Source organism: Mesorhizobium silamurunense (genome assembly GCF_014843905.1).
GTDB lineage: Bacteria > Pseudomonadota > Alphaproteobacteria > Rhizobiales > Rhizobiaceae > Mesorhizobium > Mesorhizobium silamurunense.
Genome location: NZ_LPVS01000078.1, coordinates 24,884 through 45,310, shown reverse-complemented (window position 1 = coordinate 45,310; position 20,427 = coordinate 24,884). Strand labels below are relative to the sequence as shown.

The 20,427-nt window shown below is 64.0% G+C and carries 19 protein-coding genes and 1 pseudogene; 15 read left to right on the top strand and 5 right to left on the bottom strand.

Annotated elements, in window-relative coordinates; genetic code table 11:
* The first annotated feature begins 402 nt into the window (after positions 1–402).
* The 6 genes from AU465_RS22345 (at position 403) to AU465_RS22320 (ending at position 6,740) form a co-directional block, all read left to right on the top strand.
* Complete coding sequence (locus AU465_RS22345) at positions 403–1,548, top strand: slipin family protein (RefSeq protein ID WP_192253081.1); 1,146 nt, start codon at positions 403–405, stop codon at positions 1,546–1,548.
* Positions 1,549–1,782: 234 nt separating this feature from the next.
* Entirely contained in the window at positions 1,783–2,064 is a 282-nt protein-coding gene (locus AU465_RS22340; protein WP_027167184.1) for an acyl carrier protein, read from the top strand.
* Between the two features lie 70 nt (positions 2,065–2,134).
* Positions 2,135–3,325 (top strand): beta-ketoacyl-ACP synthase, encoded by a 1,191-nt coding sequence (locus AU465_RS22335; protein WP_192253078.1) that lies wholly within the window; start codon positions 2,135–2,137, stop codon positions 3,323–3,325.
* Positions 3,326–3,404: 79 nt separating this feature from the next.
* Positions 3,405–4,676 (top strand): beta-ketoacyl-ACP synthase, encoded by a 1,272-nt coding sequence (locus AU465_RS22330; protein ID WP_192253075.1) that lies wholly within the window; start codon positions 3,405–3,407, stop codon positions 4,674–4,676.
* 39 nt (positions 4,677–4,715) lie between these two features.
* Positions 4,716–5,744, top strand: coding sequence for a zinc-binding dehydrogenase (locus tag AU465_RS22325; RefSeq protein ID WP_192253072.1), 1,029 nt, complete (start codon positions 4,716–4,718; stop codon positions 5,742–5,744).
* A gap of 6 nt (positions 5,745–5,750) precedes the next feature.
* Entirely contained in the window at positions 5,751–6,740 is a 990-nt protein-coding gene (locus AU465_RS22320; protein WP_192253069.1) for a lipid A biosynthesis lauroyl acyltransferase, read from the top strand.
* 143 nt (positions 6,741–6,883) lie between these two features.
* On the opposite strand, the gene AU465_RS22315 is transcribed toward AU465_RS22320, so the two are convergent.
* Positions 6,884–7,726 (bottom strand): hypothetical protein, encoded by an 843-nt coding sequence (locus tag AU465_RS22315; RefSeq protein ID WP_192253066.1) that lies wholly within the window; start codon positions 7,724–7,726, stop codon positions 6,884–6,886.
* A gap of 195 nt (positions 7,727–7,921) precedes the next feature.
* Entirely contained in the window at positions 7,922–8,353 is a 432-nt protein-coding gene (locus tag AU465_RS22310; protein WP_192253063.1) for a L,D-transpeptidase, read from the bottom strand.
* Between the two features lie 254 nt (positions 8,354–8,607).
* On the opposite strand from AU465_RS22310, the gene AU465_RS22305 reads away from it, so the two are divergent.
* From AU465_RS22305 to AU465_RS22285, 5 genes and pseudogenes are all read left to right on the top strand, one after another.
* On the top strand, positions 8,608–9,885 hold the full coding sequence (locus AU465_RS22305; protein ID WP_192253060.1) for an acetylornithine deacetylase/succinyl-diaminopimelate desuccinylase family protein: 1,278 nt from the start codon (positions 8,608–8,610) through the stop codon (positions 9,883–9,885).
* 117 nt (positions 9,886–10,002) lie between these two features.
* Positions 10,003–11,481: an ABC transporter substrate-binding protein gene (locus AU465_RS22300; protein WP_192253057.1), complete on the top strand. Its 1,479-nt coding sequence runs from the start codon at positions 10,003–10,005 to the stop codon at positions 11,479–11,481.
* Positions 11,482–11,510: 29 nt separating this feature from the next.
* Positions 11,511–12,458 (top strand): ABC transporter permease, encoded by a 948-nt coding sequence (locus AU465_RS22295; RefSeq protein WP_192253054.1) that lies wholly within the window; start codon positions 11,511–11,513, stop codon positions 12,456–12,458.
* On the top strand, positions 12,455–13,324 hold the full coding sequence (locus AU465_RS22290) for an ABC transporter permease (RefSeq protein WP_192253051.1): 870 nt from the start codon (positions 12,455–12,457) through the stop codon (positions 13,322–13,324). The genes AU465_RS22295 and AU465_RS22290 overlap by 4 nt, the downstream gene beginning before the upstream one ends.
* Positions 13,321–14,998 (top strand): annotated as a pseudogene (locus AU465_RS22285) (ABC transporter ATP-binding protein). The gene AU465_RS22290 and the pseudogene AU465_RS22285 overlap by 4 nt, the downstream one beginning before the upstream one ends.
* 10 nt (positions 14,999–15,008) lie before the next feature.
* On the opposite strand, the gene AU465_RS22280 reads toward AU465_RS22285, so the two are convergent.
* Positions 15,009–15,440, bottom strand: a complete 432-nt coding sequence (locus AU465_RS22280; RefSeq protein ID WP_126088709.1) for a TerB family tellurite resistance protein — start codon at positions 15,438–15,440, stop codon at positions 15,009–15,011.
* Positions 15,441–15,650: 210 nt separating this feature from the next.
* Between AU465_RS22280 and AU465_RS22275 the strand changes: the two genes are divergently transcribed.
* From AU465_RS22275 to AU465_RS22260, 4 genes are all read left to right on the top strand, one after another.
* A complete protein-coding gene (locus AU465_RS22275) occupies positions 15,651–16,436 on the top strand; it encodes a TSUP family transporter (protein WP_192253048.1) in 786 nt (261 codons plus the stop codon).
* A 52-nt stretch (positions 16,437–16,488) separates the two neighbouring features.
* Positions 16,489–16,659, top strand: coding sequence for a hypothetical protein (locus tag AU465_RS22270; RefSeq protein WP_126093321.1), 171 nt, complete (start codon positions 16,489–16,491; stop codon positions 16,657–16,659).
* A gap of 136 nt (positions 16,660–16,795) precedes the next feature.
* Positions 16,796–17,629: a helix-turn-helix domain-containing protein gene (locus AU465_RS22265; RefSeq protein WP_192253045.1), complete on the top strand. Its 834-nt coding sequence runs from the start codon at positions 16,796–16,798 to the stop codon at positions 17,627–17,629.
* 188 nt (positions 17,630–17,817) lie between these two features.
* Positions 17,818–18,237: a VOC family protein gene (locus tag AU465_RS22260; protein ID WP_192253042.1), complete on the top strand. Its 420-nt coding sequence runs from the start codon at positions 17,818–17,820 to the stop codon at positions 18,235–18,237.
* 3 nt (positions 18,238–18,240) lie between these two features.
* Here AU465_RS22260 and AU465_RS22255 read toward each other — a convergent pair whose 3' ends face one another.
* On the bottom strand, positions 18,241–19,716 hold the full coding sequence (locus AU465_RS22255) for a cobyric acid synthase (protein ID WP_192253039.1): 1,476 nt from the start codon (positions 19,714–19,716) through the stop codon (positions 18,241–18,243).
* Entirely contained in the window at positions 19,716–20,321 is a 606-nt protein-coding gene (locus tag AU465_RS22250) for a dimethylsulfonioproprionate lyase family protein (RefSeq protein WP_192253037.1), read from the bottom strand. Before AU465_RS22250 ends, AU465_RS22255 begins: the two co-directional genes overlap by 1 nt.
* Positions 20,322–20,427: the final 106 nt, after the last annotated feature.

Sequence of the window (20,427 nt, the reverse complement as noted above, 5' to 3'; positions counted from 1 at the left end):
TGTAACCCATCTATCCGGAATGAACTGTCACCCATCTCTCGGGAAGGGCACGACACCTTTTGGTGGTGTTATCCAAAACGGTCCGGGGACCGGAATGCAAGGATTTCAAGGACGGCAGGGCTTCGGCCCCACCGGCCCGCGATGTCCTGCGCCATCGGCTCGCGGCCAGGCCCGCGGTGACGATCAAGGCGCGGCAGTGCCAGCAAAGGAGCCTTCGGGCTCCGGCGCCCGCTTCGCCGCCCCTGCGATCCGCTCCCGAAGGCCCGTCGTGCGCGGATGCCACCGGTCTCCGGATCATTCGTGGCCGGAACTGAAAAGAGACGATGGAAACAAGCAACGAAAGGACGATCGACGCATGACGTGACGCCTCGCATGGGGCCATGCCCGACAGGAGTAAAGACAATGAAGATCATTCTCGAAAAGCTTCTTGGACGCCAGCGCGTCCTCGTGAAGGAAAATGAGCGTGCCGTCGCCCTCTACAAGGGCGAGATCCAGGCTGTCCTGATGCCGGGCGAGCACTGGCTCGCCAGCCGGCGCGGGAACCTGGAAGTGTCAAGGCACGACCTGAAGAATCCGGAATTCGTTTCGGCTTACGAGAAGGCATTGTTCGACAAGCTCCCGGATGTGGCCGCGCGTCATTTCACCGTCGTTCGCACCGGGCGCACCGACATTGCCGTCATCGAGCGCGACGGCGCCCTCCATGCCGTTCTCACTCCGGATCGCAAGCTCGTGCTGTGGACGGATGCCGGCCCGTGGAAGGTGACGTCCGTCGACACGGCGGCGGATCTCGCCGTCGATCCGGCCTTGATGCGCCGGATCGGCCAGGCCCGGAAGACGGAACACATGTTCCTGCATCCGGTCGTGGACGGCCAGGTCGGGCTGCTGTTCGTGGACGGCGTCTACACCCGCACGCTTGCGGCGGGCGTCCACGCCTTCTGGAATGTCGGGCGCATCGTCCAGGTGAAGGTCGTCGACCTCAAGCGGCAGTCGCTCGATGTCGCCGGGCAGGAGATGCTGACCAAGGATCGCGTGACGATCCGCGTCAACATCGCCGCCGAATACCGGGTCGTCGATCCGGTGACGGCGGTGAGCACGGTCAAGGACTTCTCCGAAGCCCTCTACCGCGCCCTGCAGTACGCCTTCCGCAAGACGCTTGGCGCGCTCACGCTCGACCAGATCCTCGACAAGAAGGTGATGGTCGACGATGAGGCGGCGGCCAAGGTGCGTGCCGACATGGCCGCGATCGGCCTCGAGGTCAGCGATATCGCGCTCAAGGATGTCATCCTGCCGGGCGATATGCGTGAAATCCTCAACCAGGTGGTTTCGGCCGAAAAGCAGGCCGAGGCCAACGTCATCCGCCGCCGCGAGGAGACGAACGCCACGCGTTCGCTGCTCAACACGGCCAAGGTGATGGCCGAGAACCCGGTGATGCTGCGGCTGAAGGAGCTCGAAGCTCTCGAGGCCATCGCCGGCAAGGTCGAGCGGCTGACCGTCCACAACGGAACGGGCGGGCTGCTGAACGACCTGGTCAAGCTCCGCGAGGGCTGATGCATGTCGCCCAAAAGTGGTTCCGGTTTTGGGACAGCGACATGCATCGAAACAGAGACTGACGTGACGTCAAATGGGAAGGGCCGCTAGTCATTCAGCGGCCCTTCTTGCGTCTAGAAAGCCGGCATCCCATCTGCGCCCGGCGCCTCAGGCCTTTTCCTGCCCGGAAAAACCGATTAGACAGCGCCCAAACAAGATGCGGACAGATTCCGCCCGCAACCGAAGGAAGAGCCCTTGTCCACCACGTTCGAGAAAGTCGCCAAGATCATTGCCGACACCAGCGAGATCGATATCGACACCATCACGCCCGAAAGCCACACCATCGACGATCTCGGCATCGACAGCCTCGATTTCCTCGACATCGTCTTTGCCATCGACAAGGAATTCGGCATCAAAGTGCCGCTGGAAAAGTGGACGCAGGAGGTCAATGACGGCAAGGCCTCGACCGACGACTACTTCGTCATGAAGAACCTGTGCGCCAAGATCGACGCGCTGGTCGCAGCCAAGGCCGCCTGAGGCGGCTCGGGCACGGTCTTGACGTGCCCGGTCACCTGACCCACAACAGCCGCCCCAACAACAGGCGCCCATGAGTTCTCACGACGTCGTCATCACCGGCATCGGCCTTGTCTCCTCGCTGGGAGAAGGACCGGACGCGCATTGGCAGAAGCTGACCCGACCGGGCGTCGAGCCGGTGCTCGATGCGACGCGCTTTGCGCCCTACACCATCCATCCGCTGCCCGAGATCGACTGGAACCTGCAGATCGCCAAGCGCGGCGACCAGCGCCAGATGGAAACCTGGCAGAGGCTCGGCACCTATGTTGCCGGCCTGGCGCTGGACGACGCCGGCATCAAGGGCAATGACGAGCTCTGCGCCACCATGGACATGGTGGTGGCGGCCGGCGGCGGCGAGCGCGACGAGGCTGTCGACAGCGCGATCCTCGCCGCTTCCGAGAGCCGCAACGACCGCGACGTGCTGCTCAACGAGAAGCTGACCACGGAATTGCGGCCGACGCTGTTCCTGGCCCAGCTTTCCAACCTGCTCGCAGGCAATATCTCCATCGTTCACAAGGTCACCGGCTCGTCCCGCACCTTCATGGGCGAGGAAGGCGCCGGCGTCTCCGCCGTCGAGACGGCGGCCGCGCGCATCCGTTCCGGCCAGTCGACCCATGTGCTGGTCGGCGGCGCGTTCCAGACCGAACATTCCGACATGCTGCTCGGCTACGAGCTTGCCGGCTACCTGCACCGCGGCCCCTGGCGGCCGCTCTGGCAGCGGCAGGGCGCCGAAGGCGGCGGCGTGGTGACGGGCTCAGGCGGCGCTTTCCTGGTGCTCGAACAGCGCGAGCACGCGGTGAGCCGCGGTCGCAAAATCTATGCTGAACTTGGCCCAGTCATTTCCGGCCGCGCCCGGCGCCGGCGCGGCGAGTTGAACGCCGAGATCGCTGCCCTGCTGAAGCAGGCGGCGCTGCCCGCCGCCGGCGAATTGCTGACGATTTCCGGGGCCTCCGGCGCTCATGCCGCCACGGCGGCCGAAAAGGCGGCGCTCGACGCAAATCCGGCGATTGCCGCGCGCGCTTTCTCGACGTTCACCGGGCACATGAAGGAAGCGCAGTTTCCCTTTGCCGTGGCGCTCGCAGCGCTCGCCGTCGACCGCAAGGCTTCCTACCCTGTCTTCGATGCAACAGTGGAGCGGCCATTCGACGGTACTCCTGCTGCCGTCCTTGCAACGGCGATCGGCTATCACCAATTCGAGGGCCTGGGACTGATCAAGGCCGCATAGATTTGTTTTACGCAATTCCGGACGGAAAACCGCGATACACTTTCCCTGGAATTGCTCTGGACCGAGGCAGATAGGAAACATGGCCAATCTCCGCGATCACATGGGCAGGCCGATCGTCGCCGTGACCGGCATCGGCGTCGTTACCTCGCTCGGCGTCGGCAAGGCGGACAACTGGGCGGCGCTGACCTCCGGAAAATCCGGTATCCATCCGATCACCCGCTTTCCCATCGATCATCTCAACACCCGCATCTCCGGCATGGTCGACTTCCTGCCGTCGAGCTCCAAGGGTGCCAGCCCCCTCACCTACGAGCTGGCCGAGACGGCGGCTCAGGAGGCAGTGTCGGAAGCCGGCCTCGATTCCGGCGATTTCGGCGGCCCGCTGTTCCTCGCCTCGCCGCCGGTCGAGCTCGACTGGGCCGACCGCTTCTCGCTCTATAATTCGGACAAGCAGGAAAGCGGCGCTGAGAGATTGTTGCGCGTGGCCCGCGCGTTGAAGGAGCTCGACGTTTTCGAGACCACTCAGTTCGGCTCGATTGCCGATCGTCTCGCCGACCGTTTCGGCACGCGCGGCCTGCCGATCACGCTGTCGACCGCCTGCGCTTCCGGCGCGACCGCCATCCAGCTCGGTGTCGAGGCGATCCGCCGCGGCGAATGCGACAAGGCGCTGTCGATCGGCGCGGACGGGTCCGCCACCGCCGAGGCGCTGATCCGCTTCTCGCTGCTGTCGGCGCTTTCCACCCACAACGACATCCCGGAAAAGGCGTCAAAGCCCTTTTCCAAGGATCGCGACGGTTTCGTGCTGGCCGAAGGCTCCGGCGCGCTGGTGCTGGAATCGCTTGAGGCGGCGCTGGCCCGGGGCGCCACCATCCTCGGCATCATGCGCGGTTGCGGCGAAAAGGCCGACGATTTCCACCGCACGCGTTCAAAGCCCGACGGTTCGCCGGCGATCGCCGCCGTGCGAGCCGCCCTTGCCGACGCGGGCCTCGGCGAAGACGAGATCGACTACGTCAACGCGCATGGCACCTCGACGCCGGAAAACGACAAGATGGAGCACCTCTCGCTGTCGACCGTATTCGGCGAGCGGATCGGCTCGATGCCTATATCTTCCAACAAGTCGATGATCGGCCATACGCTGTCGGCCGCCGGCGCGGTCGAGGCCGCGTTCTCGCTGATGACGATGCGCGAAAGTGTCATCCCGCCGACGATCAACTATGACAATCCCGATCCTGCGATCGTGCTCGACGTGGTGCCGAACAAGAAGCGCAACGCCGCGGTCGGCACGGTTTTGTCGAATTCCTTCGGCTTCGGCGGCCAGAACACCTGCCTTGTCATGGCGCGGGAACCGGTCTAAGCGGACCTCTTTCCGCTCTGACAGAACCCGACAGGCCCCATGCGCGCATTGCAACTTATCGAGGACCGCCGCCTTGAAACGGTGGACCTGCCGCCGCCCCCGCCGCCTTCGCTCGGCGAAGTGACGCTCCGCATCAGGGCGGTGGCGCTCAACCATATCGACGTATGGGGCTGGCGCGGCATGGCATTCGCCAAGCGCAAGCTGCCGCTGGTCGTCGGCGCCGAAGCCTCCGGCGAGGTCGAGGCGGTCGGGCCCGGCGTCTCCAACCTCCTGCCAGGCCAGTTGGTATCGATCTACGGCGCGCGCACCTGCGGGCTTTGCCGAGCCTGCCGCGAAGGCCGCGACAATCTTTGCGAGCATGTGTCCGGCGTCCACGGCTTTCACCTCGACGGTTTTGCCCAGGAAAGGATCAACCTGCCGGCCCGCCTGCTGGTAACCGCGCCGCCCGGCGTCACCGAGATCGGCGCCGCCGTGGCGCCCGTCACCTTCGGCACCGTCGAGCACATGCTGTTCGACAACGCGAAGCTGGAGCCCGGCGAGACCATCCTCGTCCATGCCGGCGGCTCCGGCATCGGCACCGCCGCGATCCAGTTGGCCAAGAAGATGGGCTGCACTGTAATCACCACGGTCGGATCGAACGACAAGATCGACAAGGCGAAGGCGCTTGGCGCCGACCATGTCATCAACTATCGCGAGGACCGCTTCGAAGGCGTCGTGCGCAAGCTGACGAAGAAGAAGGGCGTCGATGTCGTCTTCGAGCATGTCGGCGCCGACACTTTTGCCGGCTCGATGCTCTCCTTGAGGCGTGGCGGCCGTCTCGTCACCTGCGGCTCGACCTCTGGCGTGTCTACGCAGGTCAATCTGATGCAGCTTTTCCAGCAGCAGCTGAAGCTGCTTGGCTCCTTCGGCTGCCGCATGGAGAACATGGCCGATGCCATGCAGAAGATGGCGGCCGGCCTTGTCGCCCCGGTCATCGATACCGAAGTCGGCTTCGACGACATCGGCGCCGCGCTGAAGCGCATGGAAGGCCGCGACGTCTTCGGCAAGATCATCCTGCGCGTCTCCTAAGCCAAGATGGTCGCCAAGGTGCTCAAGAAAGCCCGCCGGGACTTCATGTTCCGCTACGGCCGGCGGTTGCGCCAGATGGAGCATTGGCTGGTCGCGCGGCTCGCCATGGCGATGATCGGCCTGCTGCGCCTTTTGCCGCCGGACAGCGCGCTGAACTTTGCTGACCGCGTCGCCCGCCGCATCGGGCCGCTGGTCGAGCGGCACAGGGTGGCCGTCAACAATCTGCGCCTTGCCTATCCGGAAAAGAGCGATGCCGAAATCGAGACCATCGCGTCCGACATGTGGGGCAACATGGCCCGGCTTGCCGCCGAATACATTTTCCTTGATGCCCTCTTCGATTTCGACCCGAATGCCGCCAAGCCGGGCCGGGTCGAGGTCCGCGGCATCGACCATTTCGTCGAGATAGCCGGCGAGAAGAAGCCACACATCCTGTTCACCGGCCATCTCGGCAATTTCGAGCTGCTGCCCGTCGCCGCTGCCACCTTCGGCATGAACATCACGGCGCTGTTCCGCCCGCCGAACAACCCCTACCTCGCCGACTACATCCACTCGACACGCCGCTCGACGATGGGAGGGCTGCTCCCCTCTTCGACCGGCTCGTCGTTCGCGCTCGCCGCCATCCTGGAAAACGGCGGCAATATCGGCGTGCTGGTCGATCAGAAATTCACGAACGGCGACGAGACGACCTTCTTCGGCCGCCCCTGCCAGAGCAATCCGGTGCTGGGCATGCTCGCCCGCCACTATGATTGCGATGTCTATCCCGCCCGCTGCGTCAGGCTGCCGGGAAACCGGTTCCGCCTCGAAATCGAAGATAAGCTCACCCTGCCACGCACCGAAGGCGGCAGCGTCGATGTTCACGCCACCACCCAGCTGCTCGCCGACGTCGTCGAGCGCTGGGTGCGCGAGGATCCCGGACAGTGGATGTGGTTCCACAAGCGTTGGGAGATGAGCGGCCGCCGCCGCAAGCGGCGTAGGCAGGCCAAGGAGGCCGGCTGAGCCTTCGGGCCGTATCTCAAAATCGCTCAGCGGTTCGATCAACTCAGCCCGAGCGCAAGAAAGCCGGTGTCTGCGCAAGGAAAAGCCGCGAAGATCGCTCTTCGCGGCTCTGATTTCAGGTGACCTGAACTGGCTGAACAATCCTAGAGGAACGGCACCGTAAAGTTGGGTCGATACGTATCCATGGTGGCGCCATTGCGGTCTTCCGAGAGCAGCGTATCCGAGCCGAAGCTTGCGCGCAGCCCGACCACATATTTGTGGATGTTCACGCTGCCCGACGCTTCGGAGAAAGTCACGTGATCCAGCTGGTAACGTCCGAATACGGACCATGGCGTGCCTGAAAACCTATAGGTGGCCTGGAGTGCCGCGCTAACCGTATCGAAGTGCACGCCACTCTCCGAGAGTCTCGAAAAGCCAAGTTCGCCGTCAAACCGAAGGTCATCCTGGGCAAAGTAGCGCACCACACCGCGGCCGCCCCAATTGTCGAGATGCTCGGACTCGCCGCTTGCACGCAACTGGCCGTAGTAGACTTGGCCGTAGAGGGTCACATTGCCGAAATAAGCCTGCGCTTCGGGACCGACCGTGAAAGTATACAGATCGGCATCACTTACAAACTCGTCGCCGCCATATCCGTTGATCGTGGCAAAGCCGCCGAGGGCATATGAGCTTGGATCGCGCCAGTAGCCATGGATCGCGCCGCCGTAGCTGTAGATGTTCGTGCCTTCGATCCAAAGCGAATCGATAACGGCGTCGGTCTGGATGTTCCAGCGGGCGTCGATCGGGAAATTGATACGAGCGGCGCCACCGGCAGTCGTGCCGTCTGCATCGTCCCCGGGAGTCGCGAAATAGATACCGCCGAGATAAACTTCGCCATAACCTGATATATGCGGCTGGGCCAGTTCCTGGTCCAGAACAACCGGCGTGTCGGCAGCGAAAGCCGAAGTTGCCGTTGCCGCGATCGCAGCACTCAAAAGAAATCGATACATCATAGTCCCCAAGCAGCCAGAATTAACGCGTCGTAATTACCACGGCCGTGTCATACAAACCAGATTCGGCACTCCTTACGGTAGTATAAGCCGTTGTTTTTCGAAGCATGTGAGGCATTGCTGCAACGCCCGAACGGAGCAGGCGCGCAGGCAGCAATTCCTGCCTGCGACTTTCGGCGCCCTCTCCGGCCCGTTTCAGTCGGTGACGACGATCCGCGTGTTGCCGTAGCCGGCTTCCTTCACCATCGAATAGAAGGTTGCGGCATTGGCTGTGTGCAGGCGCACGCAGCCATGCGAGGCCGGACGCCCGAGATACTTCACGGCGCCGGTGCCATGGATGGCGTAGCCGCCGCGGAAGAACACCGAATACGGCATCGGCGAATTGTCGTACTTGCGCGAGTACCACATCCGCGCGGTCCACTGCGGCCGGTAGCTGCCGCGCGGCGTGAAGTAGCCCCTGCGCGCGGTAGATACGTTCCATCGGTAGAGCACCTGACCATATTTGCTGACGGTCATCGTCTGAGTGGAAACGTCGATACTGGCCACCAGCGCGGCCGCCCGACTTGCGATCGACGTGCCGAGCAACGCGGTTGCCAGCACGGCTGCCATGAGAACGGACTTTTTCATGCGATCAAACCCCTTCGATTGCCCCTGCCATCACGTGGTCTTTTCCATCATTTTGCCGGCAGGTGCGTTAAGTACCACACACTCGTTGACGAAACCGCCAATCCGACGCGGCGAATTTGAACGATTTTCCCGCCATGGTTGCTGGCACACCACGCGCTCTCGACGGTTTAACCTGTGAGCCTGCCTCAATCATTGTCCGGCAACCGGCGAAAGGCGGCTTGCAAAAGCGCCGCATTGCTTTTTCAATCCGCCGGATGAACGAACGACTCCTTCGGGCCGTCGATGACCGGGTCGACGACCTGGTCGCGCTGACCGCCGACCTGATCCGCTTTCCGACCGTCAATCCACCCGGCGAGGCCTACCGGCCATGCGCCGAATATCTCGGCGCGCGGCTGGAAAAGCTCGGCTTCGAGACCGAGTTCATCCGCGCCGAAGGCGCGCCCGGCGATACCAACCGCTACCCGCGCGTCAACGTCGTCGCCCGCTTCGACGGCCGCTCGCCCGGCGCCTGTGTGCATTTCAACTCGCATATCGACGTGGTCGGGGCCGGCGAAGGCTGGACCGTCGATCCTTTCGCCGGCTTGGTGAAGGACGGCCGGGTCTACGGTCGCGGCGCCTGCGACATGAAAGGCGGGCTCGCCGCCTCGGTCATCGCCGCGGAAGCTTTCATGAAGGTCTATCCCGAGTTTCCCGGCGCCATCGAAATATCTGGCACGGTCGACGAGGAGTCCGGCGGTTTCGGCGGCGTCGCCCATCTGGCGAAGCTCGGCTATTTCTCCAGGCCGAAGGTCGACCACGTCATCATCCCGGAGCCGCTCAACAAGGACCGCATCTGCCTCGGCCATCGCGGCGTCTGGTGGGCGGAGATCGAGACCAAGGGCGAGATCGCGCATGGCTCGATGCCGTTCCTCGGCGACAATGCGGTGCGCCATATGGGCGCCGTGCTGCAGGCCTTCGAGGACGAGCTGTTCCCGGCGCTCGACCGCAAGGTGACGCGCATGCCGGTCGTGCCCGAGGGCGCCCGGCGTTCGACCATGAACATCAATTCCATCCATGGCGGACAGACCGAGGACTTCCGCCCCGGACTGCCCTCGCCCAACGTGCCGGATTCCTGCCGGCTGACCATCGACCGCCGCTTCCTGCTCGAGGAGGACCTCGCCACCGTCAAGGGCGAAGTCACCGGCATCCTCGATCGGCTGAAGCGCGAGCGCAAAAAATTCGACTACGAGATCCGCGACCTGATGGAAGTCCTGCCGCTGATGACCGAGCGCGACGCGCCTGTGGTCAAGGCCGTCGCGCAAGGCATCATGGCGATCTTCGACCGCGAGCCCGAATACGTGATCTCGCCCGGCACCTACGACCAGAAGCACGTCGCCCGCATCGGCCATATCTACGACTGCATCGCCTACGGCCCCGGCATCCTCGATCTCGCCCATCGGCCGGACGAATGGGTGGGTATCGCCGACATGGTGGAATCGGCCAAGGTAATGGCGATCGGCCTCAACGTGCTGCTGCGCGGAACGACCGGCTGATCCGGAAAAACATTTCCCCCGGTGCTGCCCGGCAGCACGAAACGCAATTTACTCACAGGCCAAATCACGCTTCTATCCGCTGGCTTGAGCATGTTTTGAGCAAATGGGAGTTCAGCGATGAAATTGTGGAAGACCATTTTCGCCGCGGCCGTGCTGACATTCGCTGCCGCCACGTCGGCATTTGCGGCGCGCGCCGACCTCGTCATCGGCATTCCGCTCGAACCCCCGCATCTCGACCCGACCGCGGGTGCCGCCGCCGCCATCGACGAGGTGCTCTATGCCAATGTCTTCGAAGGTCTCACCCGCATCGGCCCGAACGGCGAGGTGCTGCCCGACCTTGCCGAAAGCTGGACCATCTCGGATGACGGCAAGACCTACACCTTCAAGCTGCATACCGGCGTGAAATTCCACGACGGCAGCGACTTCGGCGCCGACGACGTGAAATTCTCGCTCGACCGCGCCCGCGCCGACAATTCGGTCAACGCTCAGAAGGGCCTGTTCGCGCAGATCGACAAGGTCGACGTCGTCGATCCGGCGACCGTGAAGGTCACGCTGAAGAACCCGCAAGGCTCCTTCCTCTACAATATGGGCTGGGGCGACGCGGTGATCGTGTCGCCGAAATCGGCCGATACCAACAAGGAAAAGCCGATCGGCACCGGTCCCTTCAAATTCCAGGGCTGGGCCAAGGGTTCGTCGATCACCTTGGTGAAATCGGACAATTACTGGGGCGCCCCGGTCTTCCTCGACAAGGTCGAGTTCCGTATCGTGCCGGACGCGGCCGCTGCCGTGCCGGCGCTGCTTTCCGGCGACATCCAGGCCTTCCCCTTCTTCGATCCCGACAGCGTCTCCCAGGTCAAGGACGATCCGCGCTTCCATGTGGTGATCGGCTCGACCGAGGGCGAGACCATCCTGGCGATCAACAACAAGAAGCCGCCCTTCGACAAGCTGCAGGTCAGGCAGGCGATCTCCTTCGCGCTCGACCGCAAGGCGATCATCGACGGCGCCTCGGCGGGCCTCGGCGTGCCGATCGGCTCGCATATGTCGCCCGCCAACAAGGACTATGTCGACCTCACCGGCCTCTATCCGCACAATGTCGACAAGGCGAAGGAACTGCTGAAGGAGGCCGGTCTCGAAAAAGGCTTCAAGGCGACGCTGAAGCTGCCGCCGCCTTCCTACGCGCGGCTTGGCGGCGAGATCATCGCCTCCGAGCTTCGCGAGATCGGCATCGACCTGGAGATCGTGCCCGTGGAATGGGCGCAATGGCTGGATCAGGTCTTCACCAAGAAAGACTACGATCTCACCATCGTCTCCCACACCGAGCCCAACGACATCGATATCTATTCGCGCAAGGACTATTACTTCAATTACGACAACCCGGCCTTCGACGCCATCATCGCCAAGCTCAACCTGACCTCGGACGAAGCGAAGCGGAAAGAGCTGCTGGGAGAGGCGCAGAAGATCCTCGCCGACGACGCCGTGGTCGGCTTCCTCTACGAGCTGCCGAAGGTCGGTGTCTGGGACGCCAACCTGCAAGGCCTGTGGGAGAACGCGCCGATCCAGGCCAACGACCTCACCAAGGTGAAGTGGACGGACTGACGGCCGCCGCGATCGCCTGATCGCCTCCCATGACCGCCTACCTCCTCAAGCGCTTCATCATCGCGGCCGTCACGCTCGTGCTGGCTTCGATGGTGGTGTTTGCGGTGATGGAGATTTTGCCCGGCGACCCGGCGCGCCTGATGCTCGGCTTCAACGCCAGCGCCGACCAGATCGAGCTGCTGCGCAACCAGATGGGACTGAACGCGCCGCTCGCCCTGCGCTACCTGCATTGGGCTGGCGGGCTGCTCAGTCTCGATTTCGGCCGCTCCTACACTTACTCGGTTCCCGTCATCGATCTCGTGCGTGAGCGCGTTGTGGTTTCTCTGCCGCTGGCGCTGATCGCGCTGGCGCTGTCGACCGTCATCGCCATTCCGGTCGGCCTTTTCTCCGCCAGCCGGCAAGGCCGTGCCGGCGACGCGCTTGCCATGGGCGCCGCCCAGCTCGGCGTCGCCGTGCCGAACTTCTGGTTCGCGCTGATGCTGATCTACCTCTTCGCCGTCTGGCTGCGGTTGGTGCCGGCCGGCGGCTTTCCCGGCTGGGGCGCCGGAGCCTGGCCGGCGGTGAAGTCGCTGCTGCTGCCGGCCGTCGCGCTGGCCCTGCCGCAAGCGGCGATCCTGGCGCGCGTCGCCCGCTCGGCGCTGATCGAGGTGCTCAACGAGGACTATATCCGCACCGCCCGCGCCAAGGGCCTGCCCTACCGCGCGGTGCTCTGGCGTCATGCATTGCGCAACGCCATGATCCCGGTGCTGACCATCCTCGGCCTGCAATTCGCCTTCCTGCTTGCCGGTACTATCATCATCGAGAATGTCTTCTACCTGCCGGGGCTCGGCCGGCTGGTGTTCCAGGCCATCACCCAGCGCGACCTGATCGTCGTCGAAAGCGTGGTGATGCTCTTGGTCGCCGCCGTGATCGCCGTCAACTTACTTGTCGACTTCTCCTATGCGGTCGTTGATCCGCGGCTCAGGGGCCGGCAATGACGATGCGCGTCGACCTGCCCGAGGAAACGCTTGCCGGGGTTCTGGCCAAGGCCTTCCGCAACCGCTCGTTCCTGGTCGGCTTCGCCATCACGCTGCTGGTGGCCGCGATTGCGCTGCTCTCCTTTGTCTGGACGCCCTATGACGTCACCAAACTGGTGATCGCCGACAAGACGCAGGCGCCGTCGTGGGCTCATTGGTTCGGCACCGACCATTTCGGCCGCGACATCCTGTCGATGATCATGGTCGGCGCGCGCAACTCGATCGCCGTGGCGCTGGTCGCGGTCGGCATCGGCATGGGCGTCGGCGTGCCGCTCGGCGCCTTCGCAGCGGCGCGCGGCGGCATTGCCGACGAGGCGCTGATGCGCATCAACGATCTCGTCTTCGCATTCCCGGCGCTGCTTTCGGCGATCATGATCACCGCCATCTTCGGCCCCGGCGCCGTCAACGCCATCATCGCCATCGGCATCTTCAACATACCGGTCTTCGCGCGCGTCGCTCGCGCCGGCGCGCTGGCGATCTGGCCGCGCGAGTTCATCCTCGCCGCGCGCGCCGCCGGCAAGGGCATGACTGAGATCACCGTCGAGCACATCCTGCCAAACATCGCCACGCTGCTGCTGGTCCAGGGCACGATCCAGTTCGCGCTCGGCATCCTCGCCGAAGCCGGGCTGTCGTATGTTGGCCTCGGCGCACAGCCGCCGATGCCGAGCTGGGGCCGCATGCTGTTCGACGCCCAGACCCGCATGGTGACGGCGCCCTGGATGGCGATCTTTCCCGGCATGGCGATCGTCATCACCGTGCTTGGGCTCAACCTGCTCGGCGACGGCATCGCCGACATCCTCGACCCGAAATCACGGCGGCAGCGATGAGCCTGCTCGAGATCGAGAACCTGTCGCTTGTCATCGGCGAGACGCCGATCCTCAAAGCCGTGGACCTCGCCATCGCGCCCGGCGAAGTGGTCGGCTTGGTCGGCGAATCCGGCTCCGGCAAGTCGATGACGGCGCTGACCGTGATGCGGCTTCTGCCGCATCTGGCGCGCGCCGATGGGCGCGTCGCCTTTGACGGCATCGACATCCTCGGCGCGAGCGAGGATCAGATGTGCGCGCTGCGCGGCGACGATATCGGCATGGTTTTCCAGGAGCCGATGACGGCGCTCAATCCGGTCAAGACGATCGGCGAGCAGGTGGCCGAAGGCATTCGCTGGCACACCAAGGCTGGCCGCGCCGAGGCTGAGGAACGCGCGCGCAAAATGCTCGACCGCGTCGGCCTGCCGGAAGCAAAATTCCCGCTGTCGCGCTACCCGCATGAACTGTCCGGCGGCCAGCGCCAGCGCGTCGTCATCGCCATTGCCTGCGCGCTGAAGCCCAAGCTCTTGATCGCCGACGAGCCGACGACGGCGCTCGACGTGGTGCTGCAGGCGCAGATCCTCGACCTGCTGCGCGACCTCGTAAGCGAAAACCGCATGGGCCTGCTGCTCATCTCGCACGACCTCGCGGTGGTGACCGAGATGGCCGATCGCCTGACCATCCTGCGCCACGGCGAGGTGATGGAGGCCGGCGACACCGCCCGCACGCTGTCGAAGCAGTCGCATCCTTACACGCGTGAGCTGGCGCTGGCTTCCATGCATGTGCCGGCGCGGCCTAAAACGCACCCTGCCGGTTCGGCAAAGCCCTTGCTCGAGGTCGAAAGCATCAGCCGGGATTATCCGGGCCGGCGCAAATCGTTGTTCAGACCGGCAGAGCCGATCCGTGCCGTCGACGACGTCTCGCTGACCATCGAGCCAGCCCAATCGGTGGCCCTCGTCGGCCGTTCCGGCTGCGGCAAGTCCACCCTTGCCCGTATGATCCTGGCGCTGGACAAGCCGACGGCCGGCGCGATCCGGTTTCGCGGCGAGACCATCACCGGCAAGGCGGAGGCAGTGTTGAGGCCGGCCCGGCGCGACATGCAGGTGGTGTTCCAGGACCCCTACGGCTCCTTCGACCCGCGCCAGAAGGTCGAGAGACTGGTGGCCGAGCCGCTGCATCTTTTGGAGAAGCAACCGGCCAGGATCGAGCGCCGCGAGATGGTCGCGCATGCGCTCGACGAAGTCGGGCTCGGCCGGCGCGACATGGACAAGTATCCCCATGAATTCTCTGGCGGCCAGCGCCAGCGCCTGTCGATCGCCCGCGCCATCATCACCCGCCCGAAGCTGGTGGTGGCCGACGAGCCGGTCTCGGCGTTGGATGTCTCGATCCGCGCCCAGATCCTCGACCTCTTCGCCGAGCTCAATCAGAAGCTCGGCATCGCCTACCTCTTCATCACGCACGACCTGACGGTTGCCCGCGCCATGTCCGACGAGGTGCTGGCTCTTCATCACGCACGACCTGACGGTTGCCCGCGCCATGTCCGACGAGGTGCTGGTCATGCATGAAGGCAAGATCGTCGAGCGAGGCAGGACGGCCGAGGTGCTCGACAGCCCGCGCTCGGAAGCCACGCAGGCGCTGGTCGCGGCTGCGCCCGACCTTCACCGCGCGATCGCGCGGCGTATGCAGGAACAGGGGTGAGCGGCGCCTTTCAGCTCTCCGGCTTAACGACGTCGACGGGGCTGATGTCGAGCAGGTCGAGCGTGCGACGCAGCAGCTTCACTTCGCTCTCGGCCAACTTTGAATCCGCCTTGGCGATCTCTGCCATATGGCGCGCAAGCAGCTTGCGCCGCTCGACATCGAGGTCGCGGAACAGCGCGATCGCTTGCGAGCCGTTGGTCTCGTAGCCGTAGTCGTTGAGATATTCGATGACGCTGTCGATCGAGGCTTCGGGAATGCCGAAGGCTTCCTTGCAGATGCGCCGGAAGGCGACCATCTCGCTCTCCGAGACCGAGCCGTCGGCCAGGATCATGCGGAACAGCATCAAAAGCTCCGCCGACAGCACCGGATCGTCCGCGACCTTGCGAACGCCCGGGTCGCCGTCGAAGATCGAGCGTATCTGGTCGAGCAGCGCCATCGCCATAAGCCTCCCTTTGCGTTTCCGGTCTGATTGTTAGAGCAATTCCAGGAAAAGTGTGAAGCGGTTTTCCGTCCGGAATTGCGTGAGAACAAAGAAATAGAGCGGTTCGGCGTTTCCGTGAAACGGTGAACCGATCTAGCGTGGAATCGGTCTTGCGCAAACTGGGCAGGCATGATGGAAGCTGCGGCTCCCCCTCGCCTTGATCCACAGCCGATGATCGACCTTACGCTGCAGACTGTCCTCATACTCACTGCTGCCGCTTTCGCGGCCGGCTTCGTCGATTCGATCGCCGGCGGCGGCGGCCTGATCACCATCCCGGCACTGCTTCTGGCGGGCTTTTCGCCGGTCGCAGCGCTCGGCACTAACAAGCTGCAGGGCATGTTCGGCTCCGGCTCGGCCACGATCCACTATGCCGCGAATGGCCAGGTCGATCTGCGTCGGCAACTGCCTTCCGCGCTGCTGGCCCTTGTCGGCGGTGCCATCGGCGCCCTGCTGGCGACGGTCGTGCCCGGCGATTTCCTGCGCGCCCTCTTGCCGGTTCTCCTGATCGCGATCGCTCTCTACTTCGCGTTCAAACCCAACATGAACGACGTCGACCGCGCAGAACGCCTGTCTCCGCTTCTGTTCGGGCTTACGATTGTGCCTGCCATCGGCTTGTACGATGGTCTGTTCGGCCCAGGCACGGGCTCATTCCTTATGCTCGCCTTCGTCACCCTTGCCGGCTACGGTCTGCTCAAGGCGACCGCGCACACCAAGCTTCTCAACTTCGCCTCCAACATCGGCGGCTTCGTCGTCTTCGCCGCCGTCGGCGTCATCGACTGGAAGATCGGTCTGATGATGGGCGTGGCGCAGTTCCTCGGCGCACGCCTTGGCGCGAGCCTCGCCATCAAGATCGGCGCGAAACTGATCAAGCCGCTGCTGGTGGTCGTGTGCGTGGCGCTGGCGGTCAAGCTCCTGGCCGATCCAACCAATCCCCTACGCCAGCTAATTGGTGTGTGACGCCCCTGCTGGTAGAATTCGGGTGTTGCGAATCATGTTGGAGGGACCAGACATGAATCTCAGTGCACCTACCCAAATCGTGTTCATTATTTCGTTGGTCATCGCCATCATCGGCCTTCTCGCCGCTCTTGGCCTGCTTGCGTTCATTCCTCTTGCGGCGGTGTGGATCATGCTCATCGCCTATATCGTGCTCGCCGCCGGTTGCCTGATGCGCGGCGCCTGAAAGCAATTCCAGGAAAAGTGTGTAGCGGTTTCCGTCCGGAATTGCGTGAACCGCTTTAGGCAATCTCTGGCAACTCGAAGCGCCCGGCCCCGCCGGGCGCTTTTGATTTGAGGGCATGGTCTGCTAGGCTCAACCGATGTCCGACGAGACAGAGCGCCATCGACAAGACAATCGGTCCCCAGCCCTCCATTTCGAGATGGTCCGGCGCGAGCCCGCCGCCTCGCTCGCAGGCATTGTCACCGATATCTGCGGCTACCGCGAGATATGTCTCGGCCATTTCCGCATCGTCGAATATGCCTCGCTGACCGTGCCGCTGGTGATCAGCTTCGCCGAGGCCTTCGCCATCGGGCTCGGCCGCGACCCAGGCGACAACGACCGTTTCGCCAGCTTCGCCGCCGGCCTCTATGCCGGTCCTGTCGTGATCGAATCCTTCGGCGGCTCCTGCTGTGTCCAGGTCAATTTCACGCCGCTCGGCGCCAGGCAGTTCTTCGGCGTGCCGATGAGCGAGCTGCGGGACCGCATGGTTGGCCTCGACGATGCGCTGGGCTTCGAGGGCATTGCATTGCGAGAACGGCTTGGCGAAGCACCGGATTGGGACACGCGCTTTGCCATTGCCGAGGGCTTCATCACCAACCGGCTTGCGGAGGCGAATGCGCATTCGACCGAAGTCGCCTGGGCCTACAGGACGCTCATCGCATCGGGCGGCCGCACCCGGATTTCGGCGCTTGCCGAAGAACTCGGCTGGAGCCGCAAGCACCTCGCGGCAAAATTCTCCGACGCGATCGGCATCGGCCCGAAGACGTTGTCCCGCATCGTGCGCTTCAACCGCGCGCTTTCGCTATCGAAGCGGCAGGAAGACGACTGGGCCGGCATCGCCGCCGATTGCGGCTATGCCGACCAGGCGCATCTCGTGCACGAATTCCGCCAGCTCGCCGGCGAAACACCGACCACGCTCGCCGCGCTGGCTTAGAGCAATTCCAGGAAAAGTGTGAAACGGTTTTCCGTCCGGAATTGCGTAAAAACAAAGAGATAGAGCGGTTCGGCGTTTCCGAAACGCGAACCGCTCTAGGGTGCTGTCTGCGGCAGGTAACATTTCTTCAAGACACCGGAACGCTTTTGCCCGAGGCTGGCTTCCATCAAGTCACCAGGGAGTTTGTCATGCCCACGGCAACGGAAGCACCACGTATTTATCCCGCCTTGCGCTACAGGAACGCGGCCAAGATGATCGACTGGCTATGCGACGCCTTCGGCTTCGAAACACGCGCCCGCTACGGCGAAGGCGATGTCGTCCATCACGCCGAGCTCACCTTCGGTTCCTCGATGATCATGCTGGGCACGGCCCGCGACGACGATTACGGCAAGATGGTCGGGGAGCCTGGCGGCGGTGGCGGCAAGTCGATCTACATTGCCGTCAACGACGCCGATGCCGCCTATGCCAAGGCCAAGAAAGCCGGCGCCAAAATCATTCAGGAACTGGTCGACCGCGACTACGGCAGCCGCGAGTTCACCTGCCTCGACCCGGAAGGCAATGTCTGGTCCTTCGGCACCTATTGGCCCAAGGCCGGGGAGAAAGCCTGAATCTCAGCGCGCGAGATCAAAGATGGCGTCGCAGTCGAGATGGGCCTCCAGCTCGGCCGCGACCTCGTCCAGCGCCTTCTCGACCTCGGCGCGGTAGTCGATGCCACCGCTTCTGACGCCAAGGCTCTCCAGATAGGCGGCGCGGAAGGCATCCGCCGAAAACAGCCCGTGCAGATAGGTGCCGATCACCTTGCCGTCGGCCGACACCGCGCCATCCTCGACGCCGTTGATGATCGCCGATGGCCTCGCCGTATCCGGACCGGTGGTGCGGCCGAGATGGATCTCGTAGCCCTCGAGCGGCAAGCCGAACTGCACCGAACGGGCGTTTGAATTGCGCACCGTCTTTTCCGGCTCCATCACCGTTTCGATGTCGAGCAGGCCGAGGCCTTCCACTTCCCTGACACTGCCTTCGATACCGTCTGGATCGGTTACCCTCCGGCCCAGCATCTGATAGCCGCCGCAGATGCCGACCACATGGCCGCCGCGCTTGCGATGGGCGATGAGGTCGCGATCCCAGCCGTTCTCGCGGAATTTTATCAGATCGCCGATCGTCGACTTCGAGCCCGGGATGACCACCAGCCCCGCATCCTCCGGCAGCTTCTTGCCCGGCGGCACGAACACCACCTCGACCTGGGGCTCGGCCTTGAGCGGGTCGAGATCGTCGAAATTGGCGATGCGGGCCAGCATCGGCACTGCCACTTTCAGCGCCTGCCTCTCGCCGGAGGCGAGACGCTCTAGCACGACCGAATCCTCGGACGGCAGGCGCGCAGCCGCCTTCAGCCAGGGCACGACGCCAAAGCAGCGCCAGCCGGTGAATTTGTTGATTGCGCTTATGCCCTCGTCGAACAGGGAGACGTCGCCACGGAACTTGTTGATGAGATAGCCGGCGATCATGCACCGGTCTTCCTCCGGCAGGATCAGATGCGTGCCGGCGACCGAGGCGATGACGCCGCCGCGGTCGATGTCGCCGACCAGGATCACCGGCAAGTTGGCGCGCGTCGCAAAGCCCATATTGGCGATGTCGTGGCTGCGGAGATTGATCTCGGCCGGCGAGCCGGCGCCTTCGACGATGACGAGGTCGGCGCCCTCGCCGACCTTCGCCCAGGACTCCAGCACCGCATCCATCAGCCGGCCCTTCATTGCCTGGTAATCGCGTGCCCGCGCCTCGCCGAACACCTTGCCCTGCACCACCACCTGCGAGCCGATATCGCTCTGCGGCTTGAGCAGCACGGGGTTCATGTGCACGGTCGGCCTAACCCCGCAGGCCAGCGCCTGCAGCCATTGCCCACGGCCGATCTCGCCGCCGCCCGTCCTGTTGTCGCCCGGAATGTCGGCGACGGCGGCGTTGTTCGACATGTTCTGCGGCTTGAACGGCCTGACCTTCAATCCGCGGTTCTGCGCCGCGCGGCAGAGCCCCGCCACCAGCACGGTCTTGCCGACATCCGAGCCGGTGCCCTGCAGCATGATCGCTTTGGCCATCAGTTCCCGCCCTCCGAGCCGATGATCGACTTCTGCGCCAGCGGTCCGCCGCGCCAGATATACAGCGCCATCAACGGTTCCTTGCCGGTGCGCATGGCGTGGCTGACGTCGGACGCGTGGTGGACGACCTCGCCGGCCGCACGAACGTGAAAACCGCCCTCGCCCATGCGCCATTCCGTGCCGCCGGTCAGCGGAATATAGACCTCCTCGGCGATGTGATGATGGTCGGGGTAGACGATGCCGGGCCCAAGGATCAGCAAACCGGCCGCGATCGCGTCATTGACGAAATGCCCGCGCGTGCCGAACACTTCCAGCCAGCCATAATTGTCGATGAAGGCCTGGCCGAAATCGGAAGCGGTATAGGTCTGCCCCCAGCGCAGCTCGTCCCGATGCTCGGCCACGAATTGCGTCAACGGCTTGGCGTCCCGCGGCGCAAGTTCCGCGATGCGATCGAGATGGCGAAGGCAGTCGAGAGTGTGCGGTTTGAGCGGGCGAAAGGGCATGTGCCAATCAATGCACGCGACCGCGTCCGCGACCAGATCGCTGTCGACGCCGGCGAGATAGAAGTGGAACCGGTCCAGCAACTGATCGAAGACTGTCGGCACGCAAGGCTCCGTTGATCATTCCATGCACAGCCGGTCCGCAGGGGGCCGGGTTGCGCGGCGGCATCATTGGTCTAGATTGAACGGCGCGCAAAGCCAAAAACGACAG